This is a genomic window from Spirillospora sp. NPDC000708, from assembly GCF_040299565.1.
In the GTDB taxonomy this organism is placed as follows: Bacteria; Actinomycetota; Actinomycetes; order Streptosporangiales; family Streptosporangiaceae; genus Spirillospora.
In genome coordinates, this window is record NZ_JBEPCJ010000038.1 from 41,278 (window position 1) to 65,511 (window position 24,234).

General features: G+C 72.7%; 20 protein-coding genes and 1 pseudogene. 11 read left to right on the forward strand and 10 right to left on the reverse strand.

What is annotated here, in order from left to right; all coding sequences use genetic code 11:
• Window positions 1-183: 183 nt before the first annotated feature.
• Window positions 184-2,826, forward strand: coding sequence for a bifunctional acetate--CoA ligase family protein/GNAT family N-acetyltransferase (locus ABT299_RS25735; protein ID WP_500252265.1), 2,643 nt, complete (start codon window positions 184-186; stop codon window positions 2,824-2,826).
• A gap of 139 nt (window positions 2,827-2,965) precedes the next feature.
• The gene (locus ABT299_RS25740; protein ID WP_500252266.1) at window positions 2,966-5,653 is read left to right on the forward strand and encodes a cation-translocating P-type ATPase; all 2,688 of its coding nucleotides are present in this window, start codon (window positions 2,966-2,968) and stop codon (window positions 5,651-5,653) included.
• A gap of 117 nt (window positions 5,654-5,770) precedes the next feature.
• Here the strand turns inward: ABT299_RS25740 and ABT299_RS25745 are convergent, their stop codons facing one another.
• Window positions 5,771-6,136, reverse strand: a complete 366-nt coding sequence (locus ABT299_RS25745) for an STAS domain-containing protein (RefSeq protein ID WP_500252267.1) — start codon at window positions 6,134-6,136, stop codon at window positions 5,771-5,773.
• A gap of 262 nt (window positions 6,137-6,398) precedes the next feature.
• Between ABT299_RS25745 and ABT299_RS25750 the strand changes: the two genes are divergently transcribed.
• The 6 genes from ABT299_RS25750 (at window position 6,399) to ABT299_RS25775 (ending at window position 11,480) form a co-directional block, all read left to right on the forward strand.
• Complete coding sequence (locus ABT299_RS25750; protein WP_387026415.1) at window positions 6,399-6,602, forward strand: DUF1918 domain-containing protein; 204 nt, start codon at window positions 6,399-6,401, stop codon at window positions 6,600-6,602.
• A gap of 41 nt (window positions 6,603-6,643) precedes the next feature.
• A complete protein-coding gene (locus ABT299_RS25755; RefSeq protein WP_500252268.1) occupies window positions 6,644-7,507 on the forward strand; it encodes a universal stress protein in 864 nt (287 codons plus the stop codon).
• A gap of 122 nt (window positions 7,508-7,629) precedes the next feature.
• On the forward strand, window positions 7,630-8,043 hold the full coding sequence (locus ABT299_RS25760; RefSeq protein ID WP_190855485.1) for an OsmC family protein: 414 nt from the start codon (window positions 7,630-7,632) through the stop codon (window positions 8,041-8,043).
• A 33-nt stretch (window positions 8,044-8,076) separates the two neighbouring features.
• Window positions 8,077-8,565 carry a cyclic nucleotide-binding domain-containing protein gene (locus tag ABT299_RS25765; RefSeq protein ID WP_387026411.1) on the forward strand — a complete coding sequence of 163 codons (489 nt, stop codon included), beginning with the start codon at window positions 8,077-8,079 and terminating at the stop codon, window positions 8,563-8,565.
• 112 nt (window positions 8,566-8,677) lie between these two features.
• Entirely contained in the window at window positions 8,678-8,929 is a 252-nt protein-coding gene (locus ABT299_RS25770) for a DUF1876 domain-containing protein (protein WP_190855486.1), read from the forward strand.
• Between the two features lie 235 nt (window positions 8,930-9,164).
• Window positions 9,165-11,480, forward strand: a complete 2,316-nt coding sequence (locus ABT299_RS25775) for a heavy metal translocating P-type ATPase (protein WP_500252269.1) — start codon at window positions 9,165-9,167, stop codon at window positions 11,478-11,480.
• Between the two features lie 27 nt (window positions 11,481-11,507).
• Here ABT299_RS25775 and ABT299_RS25780 read toward each other — a convergent pair whose 3' ends face one another.
• Window positions 11,508-12,830, reverse strand: coding sequence for a nicotinate phosphoribosyltransferase (locus ABT299_RS25780; RefSeq protein WP_500252270.1), 1,323 nt, complete (start codon window positions 12,828-12,830; stop codon window positions 11,508-11,510).
• A 229-nt stretch (window positions 12,831-13,059) separates the two neighbouring features.
• On the opposite strand from ABT299_RS25780, the gene ABT299_RS25785 reads away from it, so the two are divergent.
• Window positions 13,060-13,905 carry a universal stress protein gene (locus ABT299_RS25785; RefSeq protein WP_387026405.1) on the forward strand — a complete coding sequence of 282 codons (846 nt, stop codon included), beginning with the start codon at window positions 13,060-13,062 and terminating at the stop codon, window positions 13,903-13,905.
• A gap of 45 nt (window positions 13,906-13,950) precedes the next feature.
• A complete protein-coding gene (locus tag ABT299_RS25790; RefSeq protein WP_500252271.1) occupies window positions 13,951-14,799 on the forward strand; it encodes a universal stress protein in 849 nt (282 codons plus the stop codon).
• Between the two features lie 99 nt (window positions 14,800-14,898).
• Here the strand turns inward: ABT299_RS25790 and ABT299_RS25795 are convergent, their stop codons facing one another.
• The 7 genes and pseudogenes from ABT299_RS25795 to ABT299_RS25825 form a co-directional block, all read right to left on the reverse strand.
• Window positions 14,899-15,288: a PLD nuclease N-terminal domain-containing protein gene (locus ABT299_RS25795; RefSeq protein ID WP_190855497.1), complete on the reverse strand. Its 390-nt coding sequence runs from the start codon at window positions 15,286-15,288 to the stop codon at window positions 14,899-14,901.
• Window positions 15,289-15,454: 166 nt separating this feature from the next.
• Window positions 15,455-16,849, reverse strand: a complete 1,395-nt coding sequence (locus tag ABT299_RS25800; RefSeq protein WP_500252297.1) for a CapA family protein — start codon at window positions 16,847-16,849, stop codon at window positions 15,455-15,457.
• Window positions 16,846-17,106 (reverse strand): glycoside hydrolase domain-containing protein, encoded by a 261-nt coding sequence (locus ABT299_RS25805; protein WP_500252298.1) that lies wholly within the window; start codon window positions 17,104-17,106, stop codon window positions 16,846-16,848. Before ABT299_RS25805 ends, ABT299_RS25800 begins: the two co-directional genes overlap by 4 nt.
• A gap of 7 nt (window positions 17,107-17,113) precedes the next feature.
• Window positions 17,114-17,998, reverse strand: a pseudogene (locus ABT299_RS25810) (glycoside hydrolase domain-containing protein); the annotation flags it as partial.
• 353 nt (window positions 17,999-18,351) lie between these two features.
• The gene (locus ABT299_RS25815) at window positions 18,352-18,537 is read right to left on the reverse strand and encodes a hypothetical protein (protein WP_500252299.1); all 186 of its coding nucleotides are present in this window, start codon (window positions 18,535-18,537) and stop codon (window positions 18,352-18,354) included.
• A 150-nt stretch (window positions 18,538-18,687) separates the two neighbouring features.
• Window positions 18,688-20,328, reverse strand: coding sequence for an amidohydrolase family protein (locus ABT299_RS25820; RefSeq protein WP_500252272.1), 1,641 nt, complete (start codon window positions 20,326-20,328; stop codon window positions 18,688-18,690).
• A gap of 279 nt (window positions 20,329-20,607) precedes the next feature.
• The gene (locus ABT299_RS25825) at window positions 20,608-21,945 is read right to left on the reverse strand and encodes a GH1 family beta-glucosidase (RefSeq protein WP_500252273.1); all 1,338 of its coding nucleotides are present in this window, start codon (window positions 21,943-21,945) and stop codon (window positions 20,608-20,610) included.
• Window positions 21,946-22,014: 69 nt separating this feature from the next.
• On the opposite strand from ABT299_RS25825, the gene ABT299_RS25830 reads away from it, so the two are divergent.
• Window positions 22,015-22,665 carry a TetR/AcrR family transcriptional regulator gene (locus tag ABT299_RS25830; RefSeq protein WP_387026394.1) on the forward strand — a complete coding sequence of 217 codons (651 nt, stop codon included), beginning with the start codon at window positions 22,015-22,017 and terminating at the stop codon, window positions 22,663-22,665.
• A 1,258-nt stretch (window positions 22,666-23,923) separates the two neighbouring features.
• Here the strand turns inward: ABT299_RS25830 and ABT299_RS25835 are convergent.
• On the reverse strand, window positions 23,924-24,163 hold the full coding sequence (locus tag ABT299_RS25835; protein ID WP_387026392.1) for a hypothetical protein: 240 nt from the start codon (window positions 24,161-24,163) through the stop codon (window positions 23,924-23,926).
• Between the last annotated feature and the right edge of the window lie 71 nt (window positions 24,164-24,234).

The window sequence follows — 24,234 nt, forward strand, 5'->3', positions numbered from 1 at the left end:
GGACGGGCGTACCCCCGCCGTACCGCGTCATCAGTCGATCACCCGCGACCCCGATGAGTCGCCGGGCTTCGGTCCCGGGCGCACCGGACCAAGGTCCCGGCCGCCGTCACGAGGGCCGAAGGTCCCGGTGCGCGGTGACGTTCGGGCGCTGACCCGGGGACCCGCCCGCCGGAGGCTGGGCCCATGAGGGCACGAACGTCCACCGGGCACTTCTACGCGCTGCTGACCGACGGCACACAGGTCGAGATCAGACCGCTCACCGGAGCCGATCGCGAGGCGGTGTGCGCGCTGCACCGCGACCTCAGCGACGAGAGCCTCTACCTGCGCTTCTTCGGGCTGAACAGGGCGATGGCCGACCGGATCGCCGACCAGGTCTGCCGCCCGGACGGTCCGGGCCACGGGGCGCTGGGCGCCTGGCTCCGCGGCGAGCTCATCGGCATCGCGGAGTACGAGCCATCCGACGCGCCCGGCGAGGCCGAGGTCGCGATGGCGGTCGCCGACAGGATGCACCACCGCGGTGTCGGCACCCTGCTGCTGGAGCACCTGGGATCGCTGGCCCGGGCGAACGGGATCATGGCGTTCCGGGCCGACACCCTGGCCGAGAACGCCCCGATGCTGCGGGTCTTCGCCGATGCCGGCATGCCCGCCAAGCGCCGCGCGTCGTCGGGCGTCGTCGAGGTCACGATGCCGCTGGTGTCCGATGAGCACTACCTGGACGTGGTGGCCGAGCGCGAGCGGAGCGCCGACGTCGCCAGCCTGATGCCGTTGTTCAGGCCCCGCGCCGTCGCGGTCGTCGGCGCGAGCCGGCAGGCGGGCACGGTGGGCGCGTCCGTCCTGCGCAACATCGCGGCGGGCGGCTACACGGGACGGCTCTACGCGGTCAATCCGCACGCCGCCGGCACCGAGCTGCACGGAGCGCCGTGCGCGGCCGCGGTGTCCGGCCTGCCCGAGCCCGTCGATCTCGCGATCATCACCGTCCCGGCCGACGCGGTCACCGGCGCGGCGGCCGAATGCGGCGCGTTCGGCATCCCGGCCATCGTCGTGATCACGTCCGGGCTCACCGCCGACCAGGGCGCCGAGCTGCTGGCGGCCTGCCGGGAGCACGGCATCCGGCTGGTCGGCCCCAACTGCCTCGGAGTGGCCGACACCGGCACCGGGCTGGACGCGACGTTCGCGGCCCGCCGCCCCGCCGCCGGCGTCGCCGGGGTGGCGGTGCAGTCGGGCGGCGTCGGCATCGCGCTGATCGACCACCTCTCCCGCCTCGGCATCGGCGTGTCGTCGTTCGCCTCCCTCGGCGACAAGTACGACGTCAGCGCCAACGACCTGCTCATGTGGTGGGAGTCGGAGCGGACCACGCGGCTGGGCCTGCTGCACGTCGAGTCGTTCGGAAGCCCGCGCAAGTTCGCCCGCACGGCGCGCCGGGTGGCGGCCCGCATGCCGCTGCTCACGGTCCTCGCGGGGCGCTCCGGGCCGGGCACGAAGGCGGCGGCGTCGCACACGGCCGCCGCCGCCACGCCGGAGGCCACCCGCCGGGCCCTGTTCGAGCAGGCGGGCATCGTCGCCACCGACGACCTCGGCGAGCTGGTGGACGCCGCCGCGCTGCTGGCGAGCCAGGCGCCGCCGGCCGGGCCGCGCGTGGCGGTGGTGTCCAACGCCGGGGGCGCCGGCGTCCTGGCCGCCGACGCCTGCGTCGACGCCGGCCTCACCATCCCGGCCCTGGGAGCGGCGACGCGCAGCCGGCTCAGCGCGGCGCTGCCCGCGTGCTCCTCGGTCGCCGATCCCGTCGACACGACCGCGGCCGTTTCCGCCGAGACCTTCCAACGCGCGATCCGGCTGGTCGCGGACGACCCGTCGGTGGACGCGGTGCTCGCGGTCGTGGCGCCCACCGCCCTGGCGGACCTGACGGGCGCGCTCGACGGCTGCGCCAAGCCGGTGGCCGCCGTGGTCCTGGGGCAGGCGGAGACGGTGCTGATCTCCGATCAGGGCGTTCCCTGCTACGCCTACCCGGAGAGCGCCGCTCGCGCGCTGGCGCACGGCTGGTCCTACGCGCGGCGGCGCGACGAGGCCCCCGGCCTGCCGCCTGAGCTGCCGGGGCTGCATGCGGGCGAGGCCGCAAGGCTCATCGGCGGCTTCCTGGCGGACGCGCCGGAGGGCGGCTGGCTGCCGCCCGTCCAGGCGTTCGAACTGCTGGAGCTTTACGGGCTGCCCCTCGCGCCATGGCGCTGGGTGCGCGGCGAGCGGGAGGCGATCGCCGCGGCGGACGAACTCGGTGGTCCCGTGGTGCTGAAGGCCGATGCCGAGGGCGTCCTGCACAAGACCGCGGCCGGGGCGCTGCAGCTCGACCTGCGCGGGACCAAGGACGTCCGCAACGCGTACCGGTGGCTGGCCGACCGGTTCGGGGACCGGCTCCGGGGCGTGATCGTGCAGCGGATGGCCGCCGAGGGCGTCGAGGTCCTGTGCGGCGCCGTCCAGGACGACGTCTTCGGCCCGGTCGTGATCTTCGGGGCCGGCGGCGTCGACACCGAGGCCCTCGCCGACCGCACCGCGCGGCTCGCGCCCCTCACCGAACGGGAGGCCGGGGAAATGGCCCGCGAGCCGCGGGTGTCCGCGGTCCTCGCCGGTCATCCCGCCCGCCCCGCCGGTGATCTCCCGGCGCTGCGGGACGCGCTGCTCCGGCTCTCCCGGCTCGTGGCCGACCATCCGGAGATCGCCGAACTGGACCTCAACCCGACGATCGTCCGACCGGACGGCGTCGTGGCCGTCGACGCGCGCATCCGCCTGGCCCCGAACCGCGTCTGGGATCCGTATCTGCGCCGCCTCCGCTGATCCCGGCGCCCTGCCGGGGGCGGTCCGCGCGGGAGTTACCCCGGTTTCGGCGGGGGTACGGCCTGAAGGACCTTCGGCCCGCCGCGCGCCCGGCGTTCGGCCCTGCCCCGCTGATCACAGGGTGGCGAGCATGAGATCCATGGGACATCATTCCGTCGCGCGCCCCGAGCCGGAGCCGGACGCGGCGGCCGCGGCGAACCCGGAGGAGCCGCTGCCGCTGCTCCGCAAGGAGCTCGGGACGGGGGACCGCGGGCTGTCGGCGCGGGAGGCTGCGCGGCGGCTCGCGGTGTACGGGCCGAACCAGGTGCGCCGGCACGAGAAGACCTCGTTCGTCCGGCTGCTCGCGGGCCAGCTGGCGCATCCGCTGGCGCTGCTGCTGTGGGGCGCCGGCGCGCTGGCCTTCATCGCCGGGACGCAGGTGCTGGGATGGGCGATCCTCGCGGTGATCCTGGTGAACGCGGCCTTCGCGCTCCTGCAGGAGCACCAGGCCGAACGGGCCGTCGAGGCGCTGGCCGCCTACCTGCCCGAACGGGCCCACGCCGTCCGGGACGGGCGGCGGCAGGCCGTCGACGTCGCCGACCTCGTCCCCGGCGACCTCGTGGTGCTCGAAGAGGGCGACAAGGTCCCCGCCGACGCCCGGCTCACCGACGGCGCCCTGGAACTGGACATGTCCATGCTCACCGGGGAGTCGGCCCCCGTGGAGCGCGTCGCGGCCCCCGGACGGGAGGGGATCGCGCTCCTGCGCGAGCCGAACCTCGTCTTCAGCGGGACGACCTGCACCGGGGGAGAGGCGCGGGCGATCGTGTTCGCCACCGGCGGGCACACCGAGCTCGGCCGCATCGCGGCGCTCAGCCAGCGCGCCCCGCGCCAGGACAGCCCCCTGGAGAGCCAGGTGAAGAAGGTCGCCTGGCTGATCGCGGGCGTCGCCGTCGGGATGGGCGCCGTCTTCCTGCTGATCGGGGCGCTGGTCGGCCTGCCGCTGCGGGACGCGCTGGTGTTCGCCATCGGGCTGCTGGTCGCCAACGTCCCCGAGGGGCTGCTGCCCACCATCACGCTGGCCCTGGCGGTCGGCGTCCGGGTCCTGGCCAGGCAGGGCGCGGTGGTCAAGCGCCTCAGCGCCGTCGAGACCCTCGGGTCGACGAACGTGATCTGCACCGACAAGACCGGCACGCTCACCCAGAACCGGATGCGGCTGCACACCTACTGGACCCCCGACGCCGGAACGGTCACGGCGTCGGAGGACCGCCCGCCGCCGCCGGACCTGGCACGGGCGATCACCGACTGCACGGCGGTCTCCTGCGCCGAGGACGGCGCGCTGCAGGGGGACCCGACGGAGATCGCCCTCGTCGAGGGCGCCGGCCCGGACGCGCCGCGGCGGCTCGCCGACCGGGACTCCCACCGCCGCGCGATCTTCCGCTTCGACGCCCGGCTGCGGCTGATGTCCACGGTCGCGCAGCGGGACGGCCGGCTTCTCGTCTCCGTCAAGGGCGCCCCGGAGTCGGTGCTCCGCCACGCCGACCTCGCCGAGGACCAGCGGGCCCGGGTGCTCGCCGCCGTCGACGAGCTCGCGCAGAAGGGCCTGCGGGTCCTCGCGGTGGCTGCTCGCGAGCTGCCGTCCGGGCGGCCGGTGCCGGGAAAGCGGGAGGACGTCGAGAAGGACCTGCGGCTGATCGGGCTGGTGGGCCTGTACGACCCGCCGCGTCCCCAGGTCGCCGCCGCGGTCCGCCGCTGCCACGACGCGGGCCTGCGCGTCCACATCGTCACCGGCGACAACGGGACCACGGCGGCGGCCGTCGCCCGCGAGGTCGGCATCGGCGTCCCCGAACTGCGCGTGGTCGCCGAGTCCGAGGAGGTGCACGACCACGAGCTGGACGAGCTGCTCACCGGCCCCGCCGAGATCGTCTTCGCCCGCTCCTCGCCGGAGACCAAGCTCAAGGTCGCCGACGCCCTGCGCGCCCACGGGCAGATCGTCGCGATGACCGGGGACGGCGCCAACGACGCCCCGGCCCTGCACCAGGCCCACATCGGCGTCGCCATGGGACGGTCCGGCACCGACGTCGCCCGCGAGGCGTCGACCATGGTGCTGACCGACGACAACTTCGCCACCATCGTGACGGCGATCGAGTCCGGACGCCGCGTCTACGACAACGTCCGCAAGTTCATCCAGTACATCTTCGCCCACGCCGTCCCCGAGGTCGTGCCGTTCCTGGTCTTCGCGCTCAGCGGCGGTCTCGTGCCGCTGCCGCTCACCGTCCTGCAGATCCTCGCGATCGACCTCGGCACCGACACCGTCCCCGCGCAGGCCCTCGGCCGCGAACCCGCCGAGCCCGGGATCATGAACCGTCCGCCCCGGGCGGCGTCCGAGCGCGTCATCTCGCGCGGCATGCTGGTCCGCGCCTGGGGCTACCTCGGGCTGGTGTCGGCGACCCTGGTCATGGGGATCTTCTTCTACGTCCTGCTGAAGGCCGGCTGGCACCCGGGCGACGCGACCGGGAAGGGCGCGCCGCTCCACCACGTCTACCTGACGGCGACCACCGCCACCTTCACCGGCCTGGTCGCCTGCCAGGTCGGCGCCGCGGTGGCCGTCCGCACCGATCACGCCTCGCTGCGCCAGGTCGGTCTCACCTCGAACCCGCTGCTGCTCGCCGGGATCGGCTTCGAACTGCTCTTCGCCGCCGTGCTGATCTACGTGCCGCCCGTGCAGCACGTCTTCGGTACCGCCGGGCTGCCACCGGACGTCCTCGGCATCATCGCCGCGTTCCCCTTCATCGTCTGGGGCACCGACGAACTGCGCCGCTGGCACCGCCGCCGCACCGCGCCCGGCTGAGCGCCGCGCCGTTCGCGTGGGAGCCGGTGGGGCGCTGCCTCGAGCACCTCGCCCTGCTCGTCGAGCGCCGTCGTCCGCCAGTAGCGCTTGGTGAGCCACGGGTCTCGATCACGGTCGTCATGCCGGGTGCCCGCCTTCGGCTCGCTCGCCCACGGGAAAGCGCCGGTCGAGGCCGGTCGCCCGCAGGATCCTGCGCAGCAGCGGCCGGGCGTTGGTCAGCGTCAGGCCGCCGCCCCGCCGCGCGGCGATCTCGTCGACGGCGACCAGCGCCCCCAGTCCGCTGGCGTCGCAGAACACCAGGTCGCGGACGTCGATCTCGACCCGCGGTGAGCCGTTCTCGATGATCTCGGTGAGCAGCTCCTCCAGGCGCGCGGCGGTGAGGATGTCGAGCTCTCCGGCCACGACGACGCGCGGGGGCGCCCCGGGCCGGACCGTGGTTCGCAGCTGCGCGGACGGCGTGGGCCGTCCGGACGTCGTGTTCATCGGAATCGTCTCCTGTCCCCCTCGCCGCGCGGCTTTCCAAGCCTCCGGCGAGGGACGGAGCGGGCTCCAGGGACCAAAGTCCCGTGCGTGTCCGTGGAAGTCCGGGATGTCGGGCGTCGCAGGGCCTCCTTCACCCGGTAGGGGCGGAGCCCAGGGGACGTAGGCACCGGTGAAGCCGGGACCTTCGGCCCCTGCACGCGAGAAGCGCCCGTGACCACGCTGGAGGTGACGGCGAGACCGGCCGTCGGACGAAGGAGACGACATGAAGGCGAACAAGGGCGACTGGGTGATCGTTCACGGCCACCTGGCGGGGGAGCCGACCCGCAGGGCGCTGATCCTCGACGTGCACGGCCGCGACGGCGAGCCGCCCTACGTCGTCCAGTGGGACGACGGTCACGAGAGCACGTACTTCCCCGCCTCGGACGCCGTGATCGAACGGCACGCGCCGAGCGGGTCGCACGGCTGACGAACGCCGCCGGGGGTAGTGAGGTCCGAGGGGGTGAGCGCATGAACGGGATCGTCGTCGGGGTCGACGGATCCAAGCAGAGCCTGCTCGCCGTGGACTGGGCGGCGGACGAAGCGGTCCGCCGGAACGCCCCGCTGCGGATCCTGTACGTCATCACGCCCTGGCTGTTCGACGTGCCCGTCGACCCCCGGGCGGGGGCGATGCGGGCATGGCTCCTGCACGGCGGTGAGGACATCGTCGGATACGCGGTCGACCGGGCGGGCGAACGGGCCCCCGGCTTGGACGTCACGGGAGAGCAGGTCGGCGGGCAGGCCGCCGAACTGCTCGTCGACAGGGCCGAGAACGCGCTCATGCTCGTGGTCGGGTGCCGCGGCCGGGGCGGTGTCGGAGGGCCGATCCTGGGCTCGGTGGCGGTCCAGGTCGCCTCCCACGCGCGCTGCCCGGCGGTCGTCGTCCGTGACGGGCCGTCCGGCGACCACGGCGAGGTCGCGCTCGGCGTGGACGGTTCGCCGGCCTCCACGGAAGCGGTCGGATTAGCCTTCGCGGAGGCATCCGTGCGTAGGGCCCGGTTGCACGCGGTGCTGGCCTGGCCTCATCCGATCTCCACGGGCCGCGGAGACATGCAGCCCCTGGTCTATGACCCGGAGCTGGTCACGGAGGGGGAGGAGCGGGTCCTCAGCGAGTGCCTGTCCGGATGGCGCGCGAAGTTCCCCGACGTCGAGATCGTCCCCGAGGTCGTCCACGGCCGCGCCGCGCCCGCGCTGGTACGCGCCTCCGAGCAGGCGGACCTGCTCGTCGTGGGTTCGAGAGGGCGCGGAGGCTTCGTCGGGCTGCTGCTCGGATCCGTCGGCCACGCGATGCTGCACCGCTCCCACTGCCCCGTCGCCGTGGTCGCCCCGGCCTGACCGCCGAGACGGGTCCTCCAGCCCTGCCGGGCGGGACCTTCGGCACTCATGCGCGGTGCCGCCGCAGGTGAGGCTGTAGGTGAAGGGCAAACGACGAAACGAATGAGGGAGGCGACCCTCCGATGCAGGAGATCAAGGTCGTCCACCGTGAGAACGACGCCTTCACCGTGCTCATCCGGGACCATGTGATCGGCGTGGACCAGCCGTACACCTCGGGCGGCATGGACGAGGGCCCGACGCCGGTCGAACTGTTCGTGGCGGCCCTGGCGGCGTGCGCGGCGCACTACGCCCGCCGCTACCTCGCGGGACGCGCGCTACCGGCCACCGGACTGGAGATCACCGCCGACTTCGCGATGAACCCGGGCGTCCCCGCGCGCGTCGCGCGGGTCCGCCTCCATCTGCGCCCCCCGGTCGACCTCCCGGCGGCGGCGCTGAGGGGCCTGGAGGCCGCCGTGGCGAGCTGCACCGTGCAGAACTCGATGCTCGACCCGCCGCGGGTCGAGCTGGAGGTGCTCGGCGCCGTTCCCGCGGTCTGAGCAGGCGGATCGCGGCGGCTGGGGGTGAGCATCATGGCCTTGGCGACGGGGGAACTGGCGCGGGAGCCCTTCCTGAGCGGCATGCGCGGTGCCGACCTCGGCAGGCTGGCGACCGCCGCCCGGCTCACCGGGTTCCCGGCGGGCCGGCGCCTGGCCACCGAGCCCGAACCCGCGGAGCGGTTCTGGATCATCCGCGACGGGACGATCGACCTCGACTCGCGGCTTCCCGGAGGCGGCTCGGTCGCCGTCGACACGCTGGGTCCCGGCGCGGTCGTCGGATGGTCATGGATGTTCCCGCCGTACCGGTGGCGGTTCGGAGCGGTGGCGAGCACGCCCGTCGAAGCCGTCGAGTTCGACGGGCGGCTGGTCCGGGTCCTGTGCGCCGTCGATCCGTCGCTCGGCTACGAGCTGACCCGCCGCTTCGCGGAGGTCATGGCCGATCGGCTCCAGACGGCACGCACCCGCCTCCTGGCCCCCTCGCCCGGCACGGGGCGGGCCGAGGGCCGAAGCATGCGGTCCTGACGGGCGACGGGTCGTTGGTCGTCCCGGGGAGGGACGTTCGCCCCTGGGCCGGCCGGCGGGTCGCCGCCGAGCATGGAAGTGGAGGCAGGCCACCCAGGTGAGGAGGTTGACCATGGAGACCAAGGAGTGGAGCGTGGAGCTCTACATCAGCGAGGACGCCACCGACACCGACGTGCGCGCGGTGCTGTTCACCGGCCGCGAGCAGAAGACCACCGGCCACGGGCACGCCCGCCGCAACCCGGCCGACCGCCGGATCCCGGAGATCGGCGACGAGCTGGCCGTCAGCCGGGCGCTGGCGGACCTCGCCGACCGGCTGCACGGACTCGCGAGCGAGGACATCGCCGAGCTCGCGGGGCCCGTGTGAGAAGCGAGGTCACGGGAACACCCGGGACGGGGCACGGCGAGGCCGCACCCGGCGGGCCGCGCCGGCGCCCGCACCTCGCGGTGCCCGGCGTCGCGACGGCGGGCACCGCGACGGCTCCCTGGCTCGAGGCTTCCCTGAACACCGTTAGGCGGCGCGCGATCGTGCTCGCCGTGCCGCGGCTTGTGGCGGCGATGGACGCCGCGCACAGGGCCCATCGCTGATCGTGGGAGGGCGGATGGACGTCATCGGCGGGCTCAGGCGCCGTGCTTCCGAGATCCTCTTCGTCGCCGCAGCTCTCGGACTGGTGGTGGGCGCGGCCCTGCGTTGGGCGGGGCTGCCGGGGCCTGGCGACGTCGCGTGGGCGGCGGTCACCGTCATCGTTCTCATCCCCGCCGCCTGGTGGGTGCTGGACGGGCTCCTGCACCGCAGGTTCGGCAGCGACGTCATCGCCCTGCTCGCCTTGGCGGGCACGCTCGCCGTCGGCGAACCCCTGGCGGGCGCCGTGATCGCGGTGATGATCACCGGCGGCCGCCTGCTGGAGGAGCGCGCCGGGCGCCGCGCCCGCCGGGACCTGGGCGCGCTGCTGTCGATGGCGCCGCGCGTGGCGCACCGCCATGGCGCGGACGGGCTGGAGACCGTCGCCGTGGACCGGGTCCGTCCCGGGGACCGGCTGCTCGTCCGTCCGGGCGAGGTGGTCCCGGTGGACGGGCAGGTGGAGCAGGGGCCGGCGGTGCTGGACGAGTCGACGCTGACCGGCGAGCCCGTCCCGGTGGAGCACGCCGAGGGGGACGGCGTGCGCAGCGGGGCCGTCAACTCCGGAAGCCCGTTCGGGCTGCGGGCGACCACCGACAGCCGCTCCAGCACCTATTCGGGGATCGTCCGGCTGGCCCGTGAGGCGGCGGCGGAGAACTCCCCGTTCGTGCGGCTCGCCGACCGCTATGCCGCGTTCTTCCTGCCGGCCACGCTGGTTCTCGCCGGGGCGGCCTGGTGGGCGGCCAGGGATCCGGTCCGCGCCGTGGCCGTGCTGGTGGTGGCGACCCCCTGCCCGCTGATCCTGGCGGCGCCGATCGCCTTCGTCTCCGGGCTGTCGCGGTGCGCGCGCAGGGGAGTGGTCGTGAAGGGCGGGAGCGCCCTGGAACGCCTCGCCGAAGCCCGGGTGCTGCTGTTCGACAAGACCGGCACGATCACGGCCGGGCACCCCGTCCTCTCCGAGGTGGCCACGGCTCCGGGGCGGACCGCCCAGGACGTCCTGGGAGCGGCCGCCTCCCTCGACCAGGTGTCCCCGCATGTGCTGGCGACAGCGATCGTCCGCGCGGCCCGCGACCGCGGGCTGCGGCTCGCCGCCCCGTCCGGGGTGACGGAGGAGCCCGGTAAGGGGGCGCGCGGCGCGGTCTCGGGCCGCGAGGTGAGCGTCGGAAAGGCCGACTGGGCGGGGGAGGGCGATCCGGCCTGGGTCGAGCGCATGCGCGGCCGCGCCGCCGCGCGCGGCATGATCACCGTGTTCGTCGGCGTCGACGGGCGGCTCGCGGGGGTCCTGCTGCTGCGCGACACGGTCCGTCCGGACGCGGCCCGCACCTTCCGGCTGCTGCGCAGGGCGGGGATCGAGCGGACGGTGATGGTGACCGGCGACCGGCCGGCCGTCGCGGGACCGATCGCCGAGCTGGTGGGCGCCGACGCCGTCCACGCGGGGCAGACCCCCGAGGGCAAGGTCGAGATCGCGCGGGCCGAGACCGACCGCGCCGCCACGGTCATGGTCGGTGACGGCGTCAACGACGCCCCGGCCCTGGCGGCGGCCGGCGTGGGTGTCGCGCTCGGCGCCCGCGGCGCGACGGCCGCCTCCGAGACCGCCGACGTCGTGATCACGGTCGATCGCCTGGAGCGGCTGGCCGAGACGCTCGCGATCGCCCGGCGGACCCGTTCGATCGCCCGGCAGAGCGCCCTGCTCGGCATGGGGCTGTCGCTGGCGGCCATGCTGGCCGCCGCGTTCGGCTACCTCGCCCCGGCTGTCGGCGCGCTGCTGCAGGAGGGCATCGACCTCGCCGCCATCCTCGGCGCCCTGCGCGCGCTCGGCCCCGGACGCGACCGCGCGCCCCGGCTGCACGGAGACGAGGCGGAGCTCGTCCGCCGGCTCGACGACGAGCACCGGGCGCTGCGGCCCCGCATCGACGGGCTTCCCGACCTCGCCGAGAAGATCGCCGGACCGGACCTCGGGACGCGCGACGCCGCGCTCGCCACCGTCGAGGTGCTCCTGCGCGACATCGCCGACCACGAGCGCCGGGACGAGGACCAGCTCTATCCCGCCGTGGCCCGCGCCCTGGGCGGATCGGACCCGACCGGGGTGATGAGCCGCGGGCACACCGAGATCGCCGACCTGACGCGCCGCATCGGCCTGCTCGCCGCCGAGCTGCGCGACCGGCCGGACTCCGCGGGAACGGCCGCCGACCTCCGCGCGACGATCCAGGAGCTGCACGCCGTCCTGCGGCTGCACTTCGCGCAGGAGGAGGAGAACTACTTCGTGCTCGCCGACGAGCCCACCTCGACCGCACGGTGACGCCCGCCTTCGCGGACCGGCGGGTTCTTACGGGACCCGCCGGGAGACCAGCTCCTGGCGTAGCCGGTCGCGGGCCCGCCGGAGGCCGTCGCTGAGCCGGACGGCGCGGGTCTCCGGCGCCCGCAGCCGGGTGACCTGCCCGGGCAGTGTCGCGAGCTCGCCGGCGAGGCGGTCCCGGATCGCGGAGAGCGGCTCGGAGACGATCGTGCGCCCGCCCCGCATCACCGGGACGAGCAGGGGCTCGGTGCCCGGGGGCGCGGGCTCGTCCCGGAGCGAGATGACGTCGCCCTGCGGCCCGCGGTGCACCTGCTTGGCGCCGGGTGCGGTGGCCTTGCCGGCGGACAGCTTCATCACGTGCCGGCCGCCGTAGGAGACGAGCTTGTACGCGCTGTCGAGGAACGGGGCGTCGGCGGAGACGCCCATCCTGGTGCCCACCCCGTAGGTGTCGATCGGGGCGCCGCCGTCGGCGATCTCGGCGATCCGGTACTCGTCGAGCCCGCCGCTGGCCACGATGCGGGTCCGCGTCATGCCGGCCTCGTCGAGGATGCGCCGGGACGCCACCGCCAGCGCGCCGAGGTCTCCGGAGTCGAGCCGGACGCCCGGCAGGTGGTGCAGGCCGGCACGGCGGGCGACGCGTATCGCGGTTCTGACGCCGTCCAAGGTGTCGTAGGTGTCCACCAGCAGTGTCGATCGCTCGGGGAAGTCGCCGACGAAGGCCGTGAAGGCGCCTTCCTCGTCGGAGAACGCCTCGATGTAGGAGTGGGCCATCGTCCCGACCGCGGGGATGCCGTAGCGGCGGGCGGCTTCGACGTTGCTCGTGCCGGCGAAACCGGCGATGTGGCCCGCGCGCGCGACGGCCATGGCGGCGTCGATGCCCTGCGTCCGGCGGAAGGAGAAGTCGATGACGCCCGCGCCGGCGGCCGCCCGGACGCAGCGGGCGGCCTTGGTGGCGATCAGGGACTGGAAGGTGAGGTGGTTGAGCAGGACGGTCTCCACCAGCTGCGCCTCGGTGATCGGCGCGGTGACCTCCAGGAGCGGTTCACCGGCGAAGACGACACGCCCCTCCGGCACCGCCCACACGTCCCCGGTGAACCGCAGGTCCTCCAGCGCCCGGAGCGTGCTCTCGCCGAATCGCTGCTGCCGTTCCAGATAGTCGATGTCCTCTGGAGCGAACCGGTAGCCCTCCAGGAACGACAGGCAGTCGGCCAGCCCGCAGGCGACCAGGAAGCCGCGGTCGGCGGGCAGGCTGCGGACGAACAGGCTGAAGGTCGCGCGCTCGGTCATCCCGTGCTGGAGATAGCTCGCCGCCATGGTCAGCTCGTAGAAGTCGGTCAGCAATCCGCCGGTCATGCCGTCATCCCTTCCCTCCGGAAAGGTTTCTGACCAGGTGCCACGCCGCACGCCCCGCCGTGCCGTCCGACGACGGCCACGGTAAATGACCTTTTCGCCGGGAAGGCCCTGAACTGGGGACTTTCGCCCCTGGGGAGTGATCGGCCGCGCCGGTGACGCTGGAGGGGAGACCGCACGCAGAACCGCGCGGGCACCGGCGTCCGCGATGCGCATCGCCGAGGAGGGGAACATGTCCGAATCGATCGTCGTCGGCGTCGACGGATCCGAGTGCGCCGACCGCGCCATCGACTGGGCCGCCGACGAGGCCGTCCGCCGGAACCGGCCCCTGCACGTCGTCCACGCCGTCGACAGCAGCCCGTACCGTGCGCCGCTGTTCGCACCGCCCGGGACGGTCGAGCGCCTGACGCGGCTCAGCCGGCGCGTCCTCGACGAGGCGCAGGAGCGGGTCCGGCAACGCCATCCGGACCTGCGGACCACGACGCTGCTGGTGGCCGAGTACGCGCCCAAGGCCCTGATGCGGGAGTCGGAGAAGGCCTACGAACTGGTGCTGGGGAACCGCGGGCACGGCGGTTTCGCCAGCATGCTGCTCGGCTCGACGAGCCTGCGGATGGCGGCCCGTACGACCGTCCCGCTCGTGATCGTCCGGGGCGACACCGGCGATCGCGGGGAGGTGGTCGTCGGCCTCGACGTGACCAAGGACGAGGAGACGACCCTCGGCTACGCCTTCGACGCCGCCGCCCTCCACGAGGCCCGCCTGCGGGTCGTCCACGCCTGGCTGATGTACCCCACCTACATCGAGGCGGGGTACGCCCCCGAAGACGAGAAGGTCGAGGCGGAGATCCGCAAGCAGGTCGCGACCGTGATCGCCCCGTGGCGCGCCAAGTACCCGCAGGTCGACGTGGTGGAGGAGGTCGTCATCGAGCACCCTGTGGCCGCGCTGACCAGTGCCTCCCGCAGCGCTCGCCTGGTGGTCACCGGCGCGCACGAGCGCGGCTGGACCGCGCCGCGGCTCGGTTCGGTCAGCCACGGTGCCCTCCACCACGCGCACTGCCCGGTCGCCGTGGTCCCCCGCTGAGGGCGTGAAGGTGACGGCGAACGCGTCTGAGTGCTGGAGGACACCATGCCCGCACCGGTGATCGTGGGAACCGACGGTTCCGGCAGTGCCGGACAGGCCGTCGCCTGGGCCGCCGCGGAGGCGGTCCGATGGCATCGGCGGCTGCACATCGTCCACGTGGCGCAGATCTGGCCGTACCAGGTCAGGCGCTTCACACCGGCGGAGGAGGAAGAGCGCGTCTCCCGCGCCGGCCGCGCCGTGCTCGCGGAGGCCGAGGCCACCGTCCGGGACCGTCACCCGGATCTGCGCGTCACCGCCGCGCTGGCGGTCGGCCCGACCGTCGACGCGCTGGGCACCGAGGCCGAGGGCGGCCTGGAGCTGGTCCTCGGCCACCGCGGCCGCGGCGGTTTCACCGACCTGCTCCTGGGCTCGGTGAGCCTGCGGATGGTCGGGCACTCCTCCGTGCCGGTCGTGATCGTCCGCGACGGGGGCGTGCAGGACGGCGAGGTGGCGGTCGGATGCGGCCTCGGCGGGGAGGACCACGACGTCCTGGCCCATGCGTTCGCCGCGGCCTCGGCGCGCGGGGTGCGGCTCAGGCTGGTCCACGCCTGGCAGGCGCCCGCGGAAGCGGAGCCGGGCCCTCCGGCCGACGAGGAGCGGATCGACGATGAGCGGCGCGTCCGGCTCGTGGCCGCCTGCGCGCCGTTCCGCGAGCGCTTCCCGCTCGTCGAGGTGGCCACGGAGGTGCGCGCGGGCCACCCGGTCTCCGTCCTGGCCCAGCGGTCACGGAAGGCGGCGCTGCTGGTCGTCGGCACGCGCGAGCGCCACTGGCCCGCCCCGTGGCTCGGGTCGGTCGCGCATGGGGTGATCCATCATGCGGCGTGCCCGGTGGCGGCCGTCCCGCGGTCGAAGTGACCCGCGAAACGGCGGCTCGTCCAAGCCTGGCCGACCGGCGACCACGGTGGCCGCCTCACCCCTTGAGCCATCAGGCGGGTTCTCTGCGAACCGCGCGGCTCACCCCGTGAGGACCTTCGTCTTGGCGCGCTCGAACTCGTCCGAGGTCAGGTCGCCGTGGGCCTTCAGCTCCGCCAGACGAGCCAGCTCCTCGGCGTTCCCGCCGGTGCGCGGGGCGATCCGTGCGGCGGCCTCCCGGTAGCGGGCCTCGCGTTCGCGCAAATGGCCGATCTCGCGCTCGCCCATGCCCCCGCCGCGGACGATCAGGTACGTGAAGACACCGAGGAACGGCAGGACGATGACGAAGACCGTCCACGCGGCCTTCGCCCAGCCGCTCAGGGAGTCATCGCGGAACAGATCGCCGATCACGCGGAACAGCAGCACGAACCACAACACCCAGAGGAAGACCCACATCATGGTCAAGAACACGTTGAGAAGTGGGTAGTTCATCTTTCAACTCCCGACATCTGATGGGGTACTACTGACATAAATGCTAGGCTTCCTGCTTTTGCTCCTCCACCCGCTCATGGTGGTCGCCGGGTATATCGATGGCCAAGGAAGGTGAAGCTTTCGGGAAAACGCGTCGTTTTCGGCCCGTCGCGGCCTCCGGGCCGTTTCAGGGGCCCGCGAGTTGCTCGGCGGAGGCCGGGGGTCCCTCGAGGGGGCCGTCCAAGACGGGGACCTTCGCTCCGAGGCTGCGGACGGCCGCCGTCGTGCGGTCGAGCGCCGCGCGGTATCGGGCGCGGCTGGAGGCGGGAAGGTCGTCACGGGCGAGTGCGCGGGGCAGGTCGACGAGCCGGATCGGCGGGCCCGCCTCCACGAGGGTCGGGACGAACGACGCCGCCGCCCGCCAGCGGCCCGCCGCGTCGCGCGTCAGCCGGAACCGGGCGACCAGGCCCTCGTGGGTGTCTTCGCCGTTGGCGGTCGGATTGGCGATCTGGTTGCCCATGCCGTACACGACCCACTTGCCGTCGATCCGGTCGAATGGCTGCACGACGTGCACGTGGTCGCCGATGATCAGGTCGACGTCGGGTGAGGCGAGCAGGCGGCGGGCCAGCGCCCGCTGCTCGTCCGTGGGCGCGTGCCGGTACTCCTCGCCCCAGTGCAGGCTGACGATGACGATCGCGGCGCCCTCCGCTCTGGCGCGGGCGGCGGCGTGCAGGATCGCGGGCGCGTCCAGCCCGGAATTGACCAGCCACGGCCGGCCCGCCGGGATCGGGACGCCGTTGGTGCCGTAGGTGTAGGAGAGCTGCGCGACCTTCACACCATGCGCGTCGAGCATATTGGTGCGTTCGGCCTCGGCGGGGCCGCGTGCCGAACCGGTGTGCCGGACGCCCGCGGCGTCCAGGGCGCCGAGCGTCCGCCGGACGCCCGCGTCACCCTGGTCGAGGGTGTGGTTGGACGCGGTGGAGCAGGTGTCGTAGCCGAGGTCGCGGACGGCGTCCACGATCTGCGGCGGCGAATTGAACTCGGGATATCCCGCGAACGGGCCGCGGCGCGTGGCCACCGGGGTCTCCATGTGGCAGATGCCGACGTCGGCGGTGTCGATGAGGGGGCGCAACTGGCTGAGCATGGGGAGGAAGTTCCAGCCGTGGTGGCCGCTCGCCGCGGCGTCCTCGGCCGCCTGCGTGATGAGCGGCTGATGCAGGAGGAAGTCGCCGGTGGCCGCCACAGTGATCGTGCCGGGCACCCTGGCGGCCGCCGCAGGCCGATGGGACGGTGCGTGGCGCACATCGCCCGTGCATCCCGCCGCGATCGCGGCGGCCGCCGCGGCCAGCAGGAACGCCGCCGTCCGGGAAGTCCTGGTCCGAAAAGAATTCTTCACGCGGACCGTCGTTCCTGGAGCAAGCGCGATCAACCGGCCAATGCTCAATAATGTGGTGCTTTTGGTGATCGGCCAGTGTCGAAGAGAAGGTCCCTTTGTGGCTCGCTCATCCGGCGGTCCGGCAAATCGGTGAAATTCCTCCAAACGGGGAAAGTGCCCCCTGTCCGCCGTCAGAGCGTTGATCATTTCGGCGGGCGGTCGAGGGTGAGCGCCGGCGCGGTGGGGGCGGCGCCCCAGGGCTGGGGGGCGCGGTTCATGGTGAAGTCGAGGTCTCCGCCGCGGGCCAGGTCGGCGTGGGTGAGGAACGGCTTGCCGACGGTTCTGCCGTTCACGTTCAGGGCTTGGATGTAGGGGCGGGTCGCGGTTCCGGCGGCCGTGATGACCAGCGGCCGGACGGAGCCGGGCAGGTCGAGGGTGACCTTGTCGAACAGCGGGCTCGTCACCGCGTACTGCGGCGGTGTAGGCCCATCGGTCGCCTTCGACCCAGCCGTCGGGCGCCCACGACCCGTCCCGGTCGCGGGCCTGCATGAACCCGGTCGCGCGGTTGTACAGCTTGCGGTAGTTCTTGCTGCGGCCCAGGAAGTAGGCGGCGTCGGTGGTCCGGCCGACCGCCTTGGCGACCTGGGCGACGGCATAGTCCTCGTAGGCGTAGTCCAGGGTCCGTGACCCCGCCGCATAGCTGTGGTCGGCCGCGACCCAGCCCTTCTCCTTGTAGGCGGTCAGTCCCGCGCGGGCCTGGACGGGCGCGAACGGTTCCCGGTCGAAGTAGGGCAGCAGGGTGTCGTAGTCCGGCGGCGTCATCGCGTCCTTGCGGACGGCGCGGTAGGCCAGGTCCAGGTCGAAGCCGCGGAAACCCTTGGCGATATCCTCGGCGATCACCGAGTCGGCGTTGCTCCCCACCATGATGTTGGTCTCGGTGAGGTTCTTCCAGACCGGTAGCCGGCCGCCCTCCCGGTAGTCCTGCAGCATCGAGGTGACCATCCCGTTGACGCGTTCGGGCGCGAGCATGATGAGCAGAGCGTTCTCGGCCCGGAAGGTGTCCCACAGGGAGTACCCGGTGTAGCTGACGCCCCGGTGGACCTTGTCGTCGTAGGCGCTGTAGTAGCGGCCGTCCTCCGACATCTCCGAGGGGTACTGCAGGGCGTGGTACAGCGCGGTGTAGAAGGTGGTGAGCTGGGCGCGCGTGCCGCCCTGGACGCGGATCCGGTCGAGCTTGGCGGCCCAGGTGGCCTTGACCTGCGCCGCGGTCCGGTCGAAGGAACGCCCGTCCGGGATCTCCTTGTCCAGGTTCGCCCGAGCCTGGGCGACGGAGATGAAGGAGGTCGCGATCCGCATCGTGACGGTCACCGCGCCCGCCGGGAAGCGCACATAGCCCGCCACGTTCCGGTCCGTCCGGTCGGACTGCCCATCGTGCTGGGCCACGCCCGACGTCGTGCCATAGCCGGCGAACGAGGTGTCGAAACAGGCCACGAGTAGCCCTTGAAGTGCGGCGCCCGGAACGGCCCCAGGTAGCCGTCCTGCCGGTCGGGGTTGTAGCCGGTGATCTCGCGCCCCGCCGGGTCGATGTGCACGTTCCCGGTGATGCCGCTCCGGGTCGCCTGGACCACGAAGTTGGCCGCCGCCCCCTGGGGTAGGTCAGCCGCAGGAACCCGACCCGGGAGGTGGCGGTGAGCTGGGCGCGCAGCGTCTCACCGCCCCCACCCCGGGCATCCCGGCCACGTAGCCCGAGTCGCCCATCCAGATCGCCGGCCGGTGGTCCCGATGAACCCGGTGATCTTCGGATCGCCCAGGCGGTACGGCAGCACGCTCACCCTGTTCTGCCGGGTCGGCGACCACCGCGTCATCCCGAACGGCGGAGCCGTGCTCGGGATCATCCCCCCGTACTCGGTGTCACTCGCGCCCGTCGTCCCGATGAACGGATCGACCAGGTTCACGTTCGCTCCGCCCGGCCGCCGCTGTGCCCATGCCGGGGCCGCCGGGCCATGGTGAAGTCGCCCCAGCCGGGGGAGCCGCCACGATGTCGACTACCTCTTCGCGCGCTGCCACATCTCCAGGTACGCCTCTGCGCCCTTGGCCATGTCATCGGTGATCCCGCTGCCGCCGACGTGGCGCAGGTCGGCGATCCAGTCCGGGACGAGCCCGTAGTTGGCGACGCCGTCGGTGTTGAGGTCCCAGGTCCGCACGCCGGTCTTCTGCCTGGTGAGCGTGACGCCGGGGTCGACCGGGGACCGGAACGGGTACTTCAGCGGGTCCTTGGCGGCGGTGGTCCGCGGCGCGGGCAGCGGCCCCATTCCGTTGGCGTCCAGCCCGTACCCGTAGCCGAACAGGTACTTGGGGTCGGCCTGCGCCTTGGCCTGCTTCCACCCGTCGATGAACTGTGGGGCGGACGAGGCGTAGGAGGTGACCATGCCGCCGAGCCGGTAGACGCGGCTCAGGTAGTGCTCGTCCGACCAGCTGTGCGAGGAGATCACGCCGGAGTAGCGCGCCTTCTCCAGCAGGTCCAGTGACTGTCCGGCGGCCTTGGCGCTCATGTGGTCCAGCTCGATGATCATCTTTCGTTTGATCATGCTGTGCAGCGTGTACGCGCCGAGGCCGGTGAGTCCGTTGGCGTTGCACAGCGGCGCGCTCGGATACACCGGCACCGTCACGCCGAGCTCGCGCAGCCCGCTGAGCGGCCCGGCGAGCAGGTCGCCGATCCGCCCGGACGGCATGATCGGATTGTCGTGCTCGGGCGCCGTGCAGTGGTCGGCCTGCCAGAACCGCCCTGACCCGACGAACTGGCCGAGGTTCATGATGACGCCCGTGGCGTCGGAGTCGTACCGGACGCCGCACAGCGCGTTGTCGAACTTGTGGCACAGGAACATCGACGAGACGCCGAGCTTCTGCACCTCGTCCAGGCCCCTGTCGATGTCGGCCTTGGTGCATCGGGGCTTTCCGTACACCTCGCGGCAGCCGAACGGCTCGGAGGTCTCGATGCCCAGCACGACGGCGAGCTTGCCCTGCTCGATGACCCGCCGCGCCTGCTGCGGGCCGGTCACGACGCGGAACCAGCCCTTGCCCGCGCCGCCGTTCTCGCGGTCGATGAAGTCCTGGAGGGCGTAGGTGGCCTTGGCCTGGCGCCGGATGGTCTCCATCTCGTCGCACGGGTACTTCTTCAGCGGGTAGATCTCGCACAGCGTCCGGTTGTCGACGAGCTGGTTCACTAGGACGCGCTGCCCGGCCCGCCAGGACCGCTCGATCCACTTGTACCAGGACTGCTCGTGCGTGTACGAGTCGTAGGCGGGCCAGTCCTTGAACGTCGGCCACCCGGTGGTGTCGTGGGAGCCGATCGGGGTGCCCTTGCGGGTGAAGTTCTCGAACCAGGCGGGGATGCCGTTCGGGCTGTGGTCCGGGCAGTCCTTGAGGGCGGCGGCGGGGCCGCCCGGATCGAACGTCTCGCCGCACATGAGCGACCCGCCGAAGCCCAGATAGGACATCAGGTGGCTGTGCGCGTCGATGTATCCGCGCACCTGCCCGTTGGCGGTGCCGCCGGTGAAGGGAGCGCCGGTCGCGCCGACGTCGACGACCGGGGTTCCGTCCGCGTCCGCGGACGGCGTCAACGGCATGGCCGCGAGCAGGACGATGGCCGGCGCCATGAGCAAGGCGCGGAGGCGGGAGGTTCTCATTCGTCACACCCTGGGGGGAGGTGGTGCTTGTCTTGGTTCGCACCAAGAGGAGTACCAGACCGCGGCGAAAATGTGAACAGTGCTCATCTTTTTTGGGCGCCCCACATGGGTATCGACAGAAACGAGCGAGCGGGCTGAGGAAGGCTCGTGTTCGAGCCGAGACACCTCCGCTGGCGGGCGCCGTCGGTCCCACGGCCCGGCATCACGCGAGACTCCCTGGTCTCCTCGCTGGAACGGCGAGGAGACCCAGGGTCAACGCGGGTGCTCACACGGTCCGGGTCAGGAGCGCTGGGCGGCGATGAGGTCGCGATACCAGGCATAGGAGGCCTTGGGGGTGCGGACCTGGGTGCCGTGGTCGACGTGGACCAAGCCGAACCGCTGGTGGTAGCCCTGCGCCCACTCGAAGTTGTCGGTGAGGGTCCAGGTGAAGTAGCCGCGCACGTCGACGCCTTGGCCGATGGCGTCCGAGATGGCCCGGATGTGGCCGTCCAGGTAGTCGATCCGGTCGGCGTCGTCGACCCGGCCGTCCACGACCTCGTCGGCGACCGAGCAGCCGTTCTCGGTGACGTAGATCGGCGGGAGCTTCGCGCCGTACCGCGTCTCGAGCAGCACGAGGAGCTCGCGGAGGCCGTCGGGGACGACCGGCCAGTCGAACGCGGTCCGCGGCACGCCGTCGATCGGCGCCTCCTCGAAGGGGAGGCCGGCGCCGGCCGAGGGAGCCGCCATCCGGGACGGGTTGTAGTAGTTGACGCCGAGCGCGTCCAGCGGCGTGGAGATGATCTCCAGGTCGCCGGACCGGACGGAGCCGCCGAGATCGTCCGAGGCGCCGAACGCGCTCAGGTCGGGATAGCGGCCCAGCAGGATCGGGTCGAGGAAGAGCCTGTTGTGCAGGGCGTCGTAGGCGTCGGCGGCGGCGCGGTCGGCGGGGCTGTCGGTGGCCGCCCATACCGGGGTGCAGTTGTTGGCGATCAGCACCTCGCCGGTCTCGCGCAGGCGCGGCGCCGCCAGGCCGTGCCCGAGCAGCTGGTGGTGGGCGACGGGGAGGCATTCGAGCATCAGCGCCCGGCCGGGCGCGTGCTCACCGGTGCCGTAACCCCAGACCATGTGGACGAACGGCTCGTTGAGCGTGATCCAGCGCCTGACGCGGTCGCCGAGCGCGTCGGCCATGACCGCCGCGTAGTCCGCGAAGCGTTCGGCGGTGTCGCGGTTCAGCCAGCCGCCGTCGTCCTCCAGCGCCTGGGGGAGGTCCCAGTGGAACAGGGTCGGAGTCGGCGCGATTCCGTTGTCGAGCAGTGCGTCGACCAGCCGGTCATAGAACGCGAGGCCCTTCGGGTTGACCGGTCCCCGGCCGTCCGGCTGAATCCGGGGCCACGCGATCGAGAACCGGTAGCCCGTCAGGCCGAGGCCCGCCATCAGCGCGACGTCCTCGGCGTACCGGTGGTAGTGGTCGCAGGCCGTCTCGGCGGTGTGCCCGCCACGGATCGTGCCGGGCTTCGCCGTGAACGTGTCCCAGATCGAGGGGCCCCGGCCGTCCTCCGCGGTCGCGCCTTCGACCTGGAAGGCCGCCGAGGACACACCCCAGACGAAGGACTGTGGGAGGTTCGGGGGCGTGGTCATGGCATCTCCTTATGAACATGAGGTTTGCTCATGTTAGCTCCGGATATCGCGGAACGGCATGATGGAGGAGTGAGTGCGAACCCGGGGCCGGTGGGCTCGCTGCGCCGCCGGCCCGTCCAGCGCCGGAGCGCCGAGCGGTTCGAGCGGATTCTGGACGCCTGTGCGGAGCTGCTGGACGAGACCGGGTACCCGGGCCTGACGACGAAGGAGGTCGCACGCCGGGCAGGCGTGCCGATCGGCACGCTCTACCAGTTCTTCGCCAGCAAGGAGAGCCTGGCCGGCGCGCTCGCGGCACGCAATCTCGACCGCTACCTCGAGAGGCTCGCCAAGCGGTTCGCGGCCGAGTCGCCCGACCAGGTCGCCACGGTGGTCGATCTCGCGGTCGAGGAGTTCGTCGCGATGAAGCGGGCCGTTCCCGGCTTCGGGGTGGTCGACTTCGGCGCGGGTGGACGCGCGGACGCCGGTCTCGTCGGAGCCGATCACGTGCTGGACGCCGCCGTCGACAACAACACCGCCGTCGCCGACAGGCTCGGCGCCATGGTCGCCGGCCTGCTCGGAGTCGATGACCGCCCCGACCTCGGCGTGGCGGGGCGCGTGGCGCTGGAGTGCGCCGACGCCGTGCTCAAGCTCGCGTTCCGCAGCGACCCCGACGGCGATCCCGTGCTGATCGCCGAGTGCAAGCGCCTGCTCCGCTGCTATATGCAGGACCGTCTCGGCTGAGCGCTCTGAGGCGTCGTCATCGTCCGCGACGAACTTGCCCCCGTCCCCGCCGTCATCAACCCGTCGCGGCCCGCTCGACGCCTGGTGGTGCAGCCCCGGCCACCGCCGCGGTGTTCATCACGTGCCTGGTGATATGCGGAGCCGGGCGGCAAGTTCGCCTAAGTTGGCTCACTTTCGGCCGTCAGGGGGGCTGACGTGGGTGGATGGATTACCTCCGGCGTAAGGACGAGGCGTCCGACCACGTCGGAAGGAGTCGATCGGGGAGCTTCCTACCTGCAGCGATGCAGGGAGAAGGTCGCACGGGAGCGTGAGGTGTTCGAGCACGCTGGCTCCCCGTTCTGGCTCCCGTGGCTCCCTCAGGGCAGTGGACGCCTGCGGCAGCCCCGAGTGCGCCGTGGGCGGTCGTTGAGTGAACGCCGACTCCCGCGGGCGGGTGGGTGCGGTGGCCCGGGCGGCGCGGACGGCGGCGGCGAAGCCCCTGAGCCGGGTGGGACTGAACTGGTCGTGGGGCCGGTCGAACTCGTAGCGCTCCTCGGCGCGCGGCGGGGGCACGCGCCTGGGAGGCCGGGCCCCGTTGGATCGCATCTGCACCCAGGCACCCGAGTATCTGGCCCCGAACGGAACCTTGCTGATGCTGCAGTCCTCGCTCAATGGGATCGCGGCAACTGGGTCCCTGCTGCGGCAAGCGGGGATGCAGGCATCGGTCGTGGTGCGCGGGAGGGATTCTTCGGGCCAGTGATGCACGGCTGGACCGCACGAGTACGAACGAGCACTCCCGCAGCGCTTCAACGGCCGCCTGAGTCCGGCGGAAATGTGAGAAGCATCGACCTGAAAGGAGGCACGTGTCATGGATCCCGATCCGTTACCGCAAAAGGCGGGCCCCGGTGGAGCTTGCGGTCGCCAGGTGTCTGCCGACCTGTCTCCCGAGTGTGGAGATGACGGCAGGACGGGGGGAGCGGCCGGGCCAATGTGGTGGTGGATGATCGGCGGGCTTGGGCGAGGTGCCGGCGGCGGCCGAGGACGCGGCGACGACAGCACCGCGCAATCGGCGGGCAACGCATCGAACACGGCCGGATAATCAAGCCCGGTCAGATGGATCGTCCACCCCGAGCACGCAAAAGCGGGTTCGCGCGGCGCCCCGCCCGCCCCAACGAAGAAACGGCCGTCGAAGGTCGCAGGCGCCCGGCCGCCGCCCGACCGATCGACAGGGCCCACCTGTGACCGGACGCCATCGCCAAGGGGCGGCGGCCGAGCCGCCTCAGCCGGCGAGGCGCTGCCGCAGATACTGCTTGCCCTGCTCGGCGCCCTTGCGGCTCTCGGCCTGGGCGCGGCGGAACAGGTCGGCCAGTTCCCTGTCACCGGCCCGCTCCGCGTCGGCGATGTAGATCTCCAGCCGAAGCGCGTTGTTCAGGCACTGCTCGACGAACCAGACCAGGTTGTAGTCCTTGTCCTTGGTCCCGGTGATCTCACCTGTCTCTTGCGCGTATGCGGTCGCCATAGGTCCTCCTTCTGGAGATGGAGTGCCCGGCCAGTCCCTTCTCGCGTGATCCCTCTCAGACCGGACCTTGG

Excerpts from the sequence above, each read along its gene's own strand:
- ABT299_RS25735 (WP_500252265.1), top strand. The coding sequence starts at position 184 with ATGAGGGCACGAACGTCCACCGGGCACTTCTACGCGCTGCTGACCGAC.
- ABT299_RS25745 (WP_500252267.1), bottom strand. The coding sequence starts at position 6,136 with ATGAACACGACGTCCGGACGGCCCACGCCGTCCGCGCAGCTGCGAACC.
- ABT299_RS25820 (WP_500252272.1), bottom strand. The coding sequence starts at position 20,328 with ATGAGAACCTCCCGCCTCCGCGCCTTGCTCATGGCGCCGGCCATCGTC.
- ABT299_RS25835 (WP_387026392.1), bottom strand. The coding sequence starts at position 24,163 with ATGGCGACCGCATACGCGCAAGAGACAGGTGAGATCACCGGGACCAAG.
- ABT299_RS25790 (WP_500252271.1), top strand. The coding sequence starts at position 13,951 with ATGCCCGCACCGGTGATCGTGGGAACCGACGGTTCCGGCAGTGCCGGA.
- ABT299_RS25770 (WP_190855486.1), top strand. The coding sequence starts at position 8,678 with ATGGAGACCAAGGAGTGGAGCGTGGAGCTCTACATCAGCGAGGACGCC.
- ABT299_RS25760 (WP_190855485.1), top strand. The coding sequence starts at position 7,630 with ATGCAGGAGATCAAGGTCGTCCACCGTGAGAACGACGCCTTCACCGTG.
- ABT299_RS25755 (WP_500252268.1), top strand. The coding sequence starts at position 6,644 with ATGAACGGGATCGTCGTCGGGGTCGACGGATCCAAGCAGAGCCTGCTC.
- ABT299_RS25785 (WP_387026405.1), top strand. The coding sequence starts at position 13,060 with ATGTCCGAATCGATCGTCGTCGGCGTCGACGGATCCGAGTGCGCCGAC.
- ABT299_RS25800 (WP_500252297.1), bottom strand. The coding sequence starts at position 16,849 with ATGATCAACGCTCTGACGGCGGACAGGGGGCACTTTCCCCGTTTGGAG.
- ABT299_RS25795 (WP_190855497.1), bottom strand. The coding sequence starts at position 15,288 with ATGAACTACCCACTTCTCAACGTGTTCTTGACCATGATGTGGGTCTTC.
- ABT299_RS25780 (WP_500252270.1), bottom strand. The coding sequence starts at position 12,830 with ATGACCGGCGGATTGCTGACCGACTTCTACGAGCTGACCATGGCGGCG.
- ABT299_RS25765 (WP_387026411.1), top strand. The coding sequence starts at position 8,077 with ATGGCCTTGGCGACGGGGGAACTGGCGCGGGAGCCCTTCCTGAGCGGC.
- ABT299_RS25825 (WP_500252273.1), bottom strand. The coding sequence starts at position 21,945 with ATGACCACGCCCCCGAACCTCCCACAGTCCTTCGTCTGGGGTGTGTCC.
- ABT299_RS25750 (WP_387026415.1), top strand. The coding sequence starts at position 6,399 with ATGAAGGCGAACAAGGGCGACTGGGTGATCGTTCACGGCCACCTGGCG.
- ABT299_RS25815 (WP_500252299.1), bottom strand. The coding sequence starts at position 18,537 with ATGATCCCGAGCACGGCTCCGCCGTTCGGGATGACGCGGTGGTCGCCG.
- ABT299_RS25775 (WP_500252269.1), top strand. The coding sequence starts at position 9,165 with ATGGACGTCATCGGCGGGCTCAGGCGCCGTGCTTCCGAGATCCTCTTC.
- ABT299_RS25740 (WP_500252266.1), top strand. The coding sequence starts at position 2,966 with ATGGGACATCATTCCGTCGCGCGCCCCGAGCCGGAGCCGGACGCGGCG.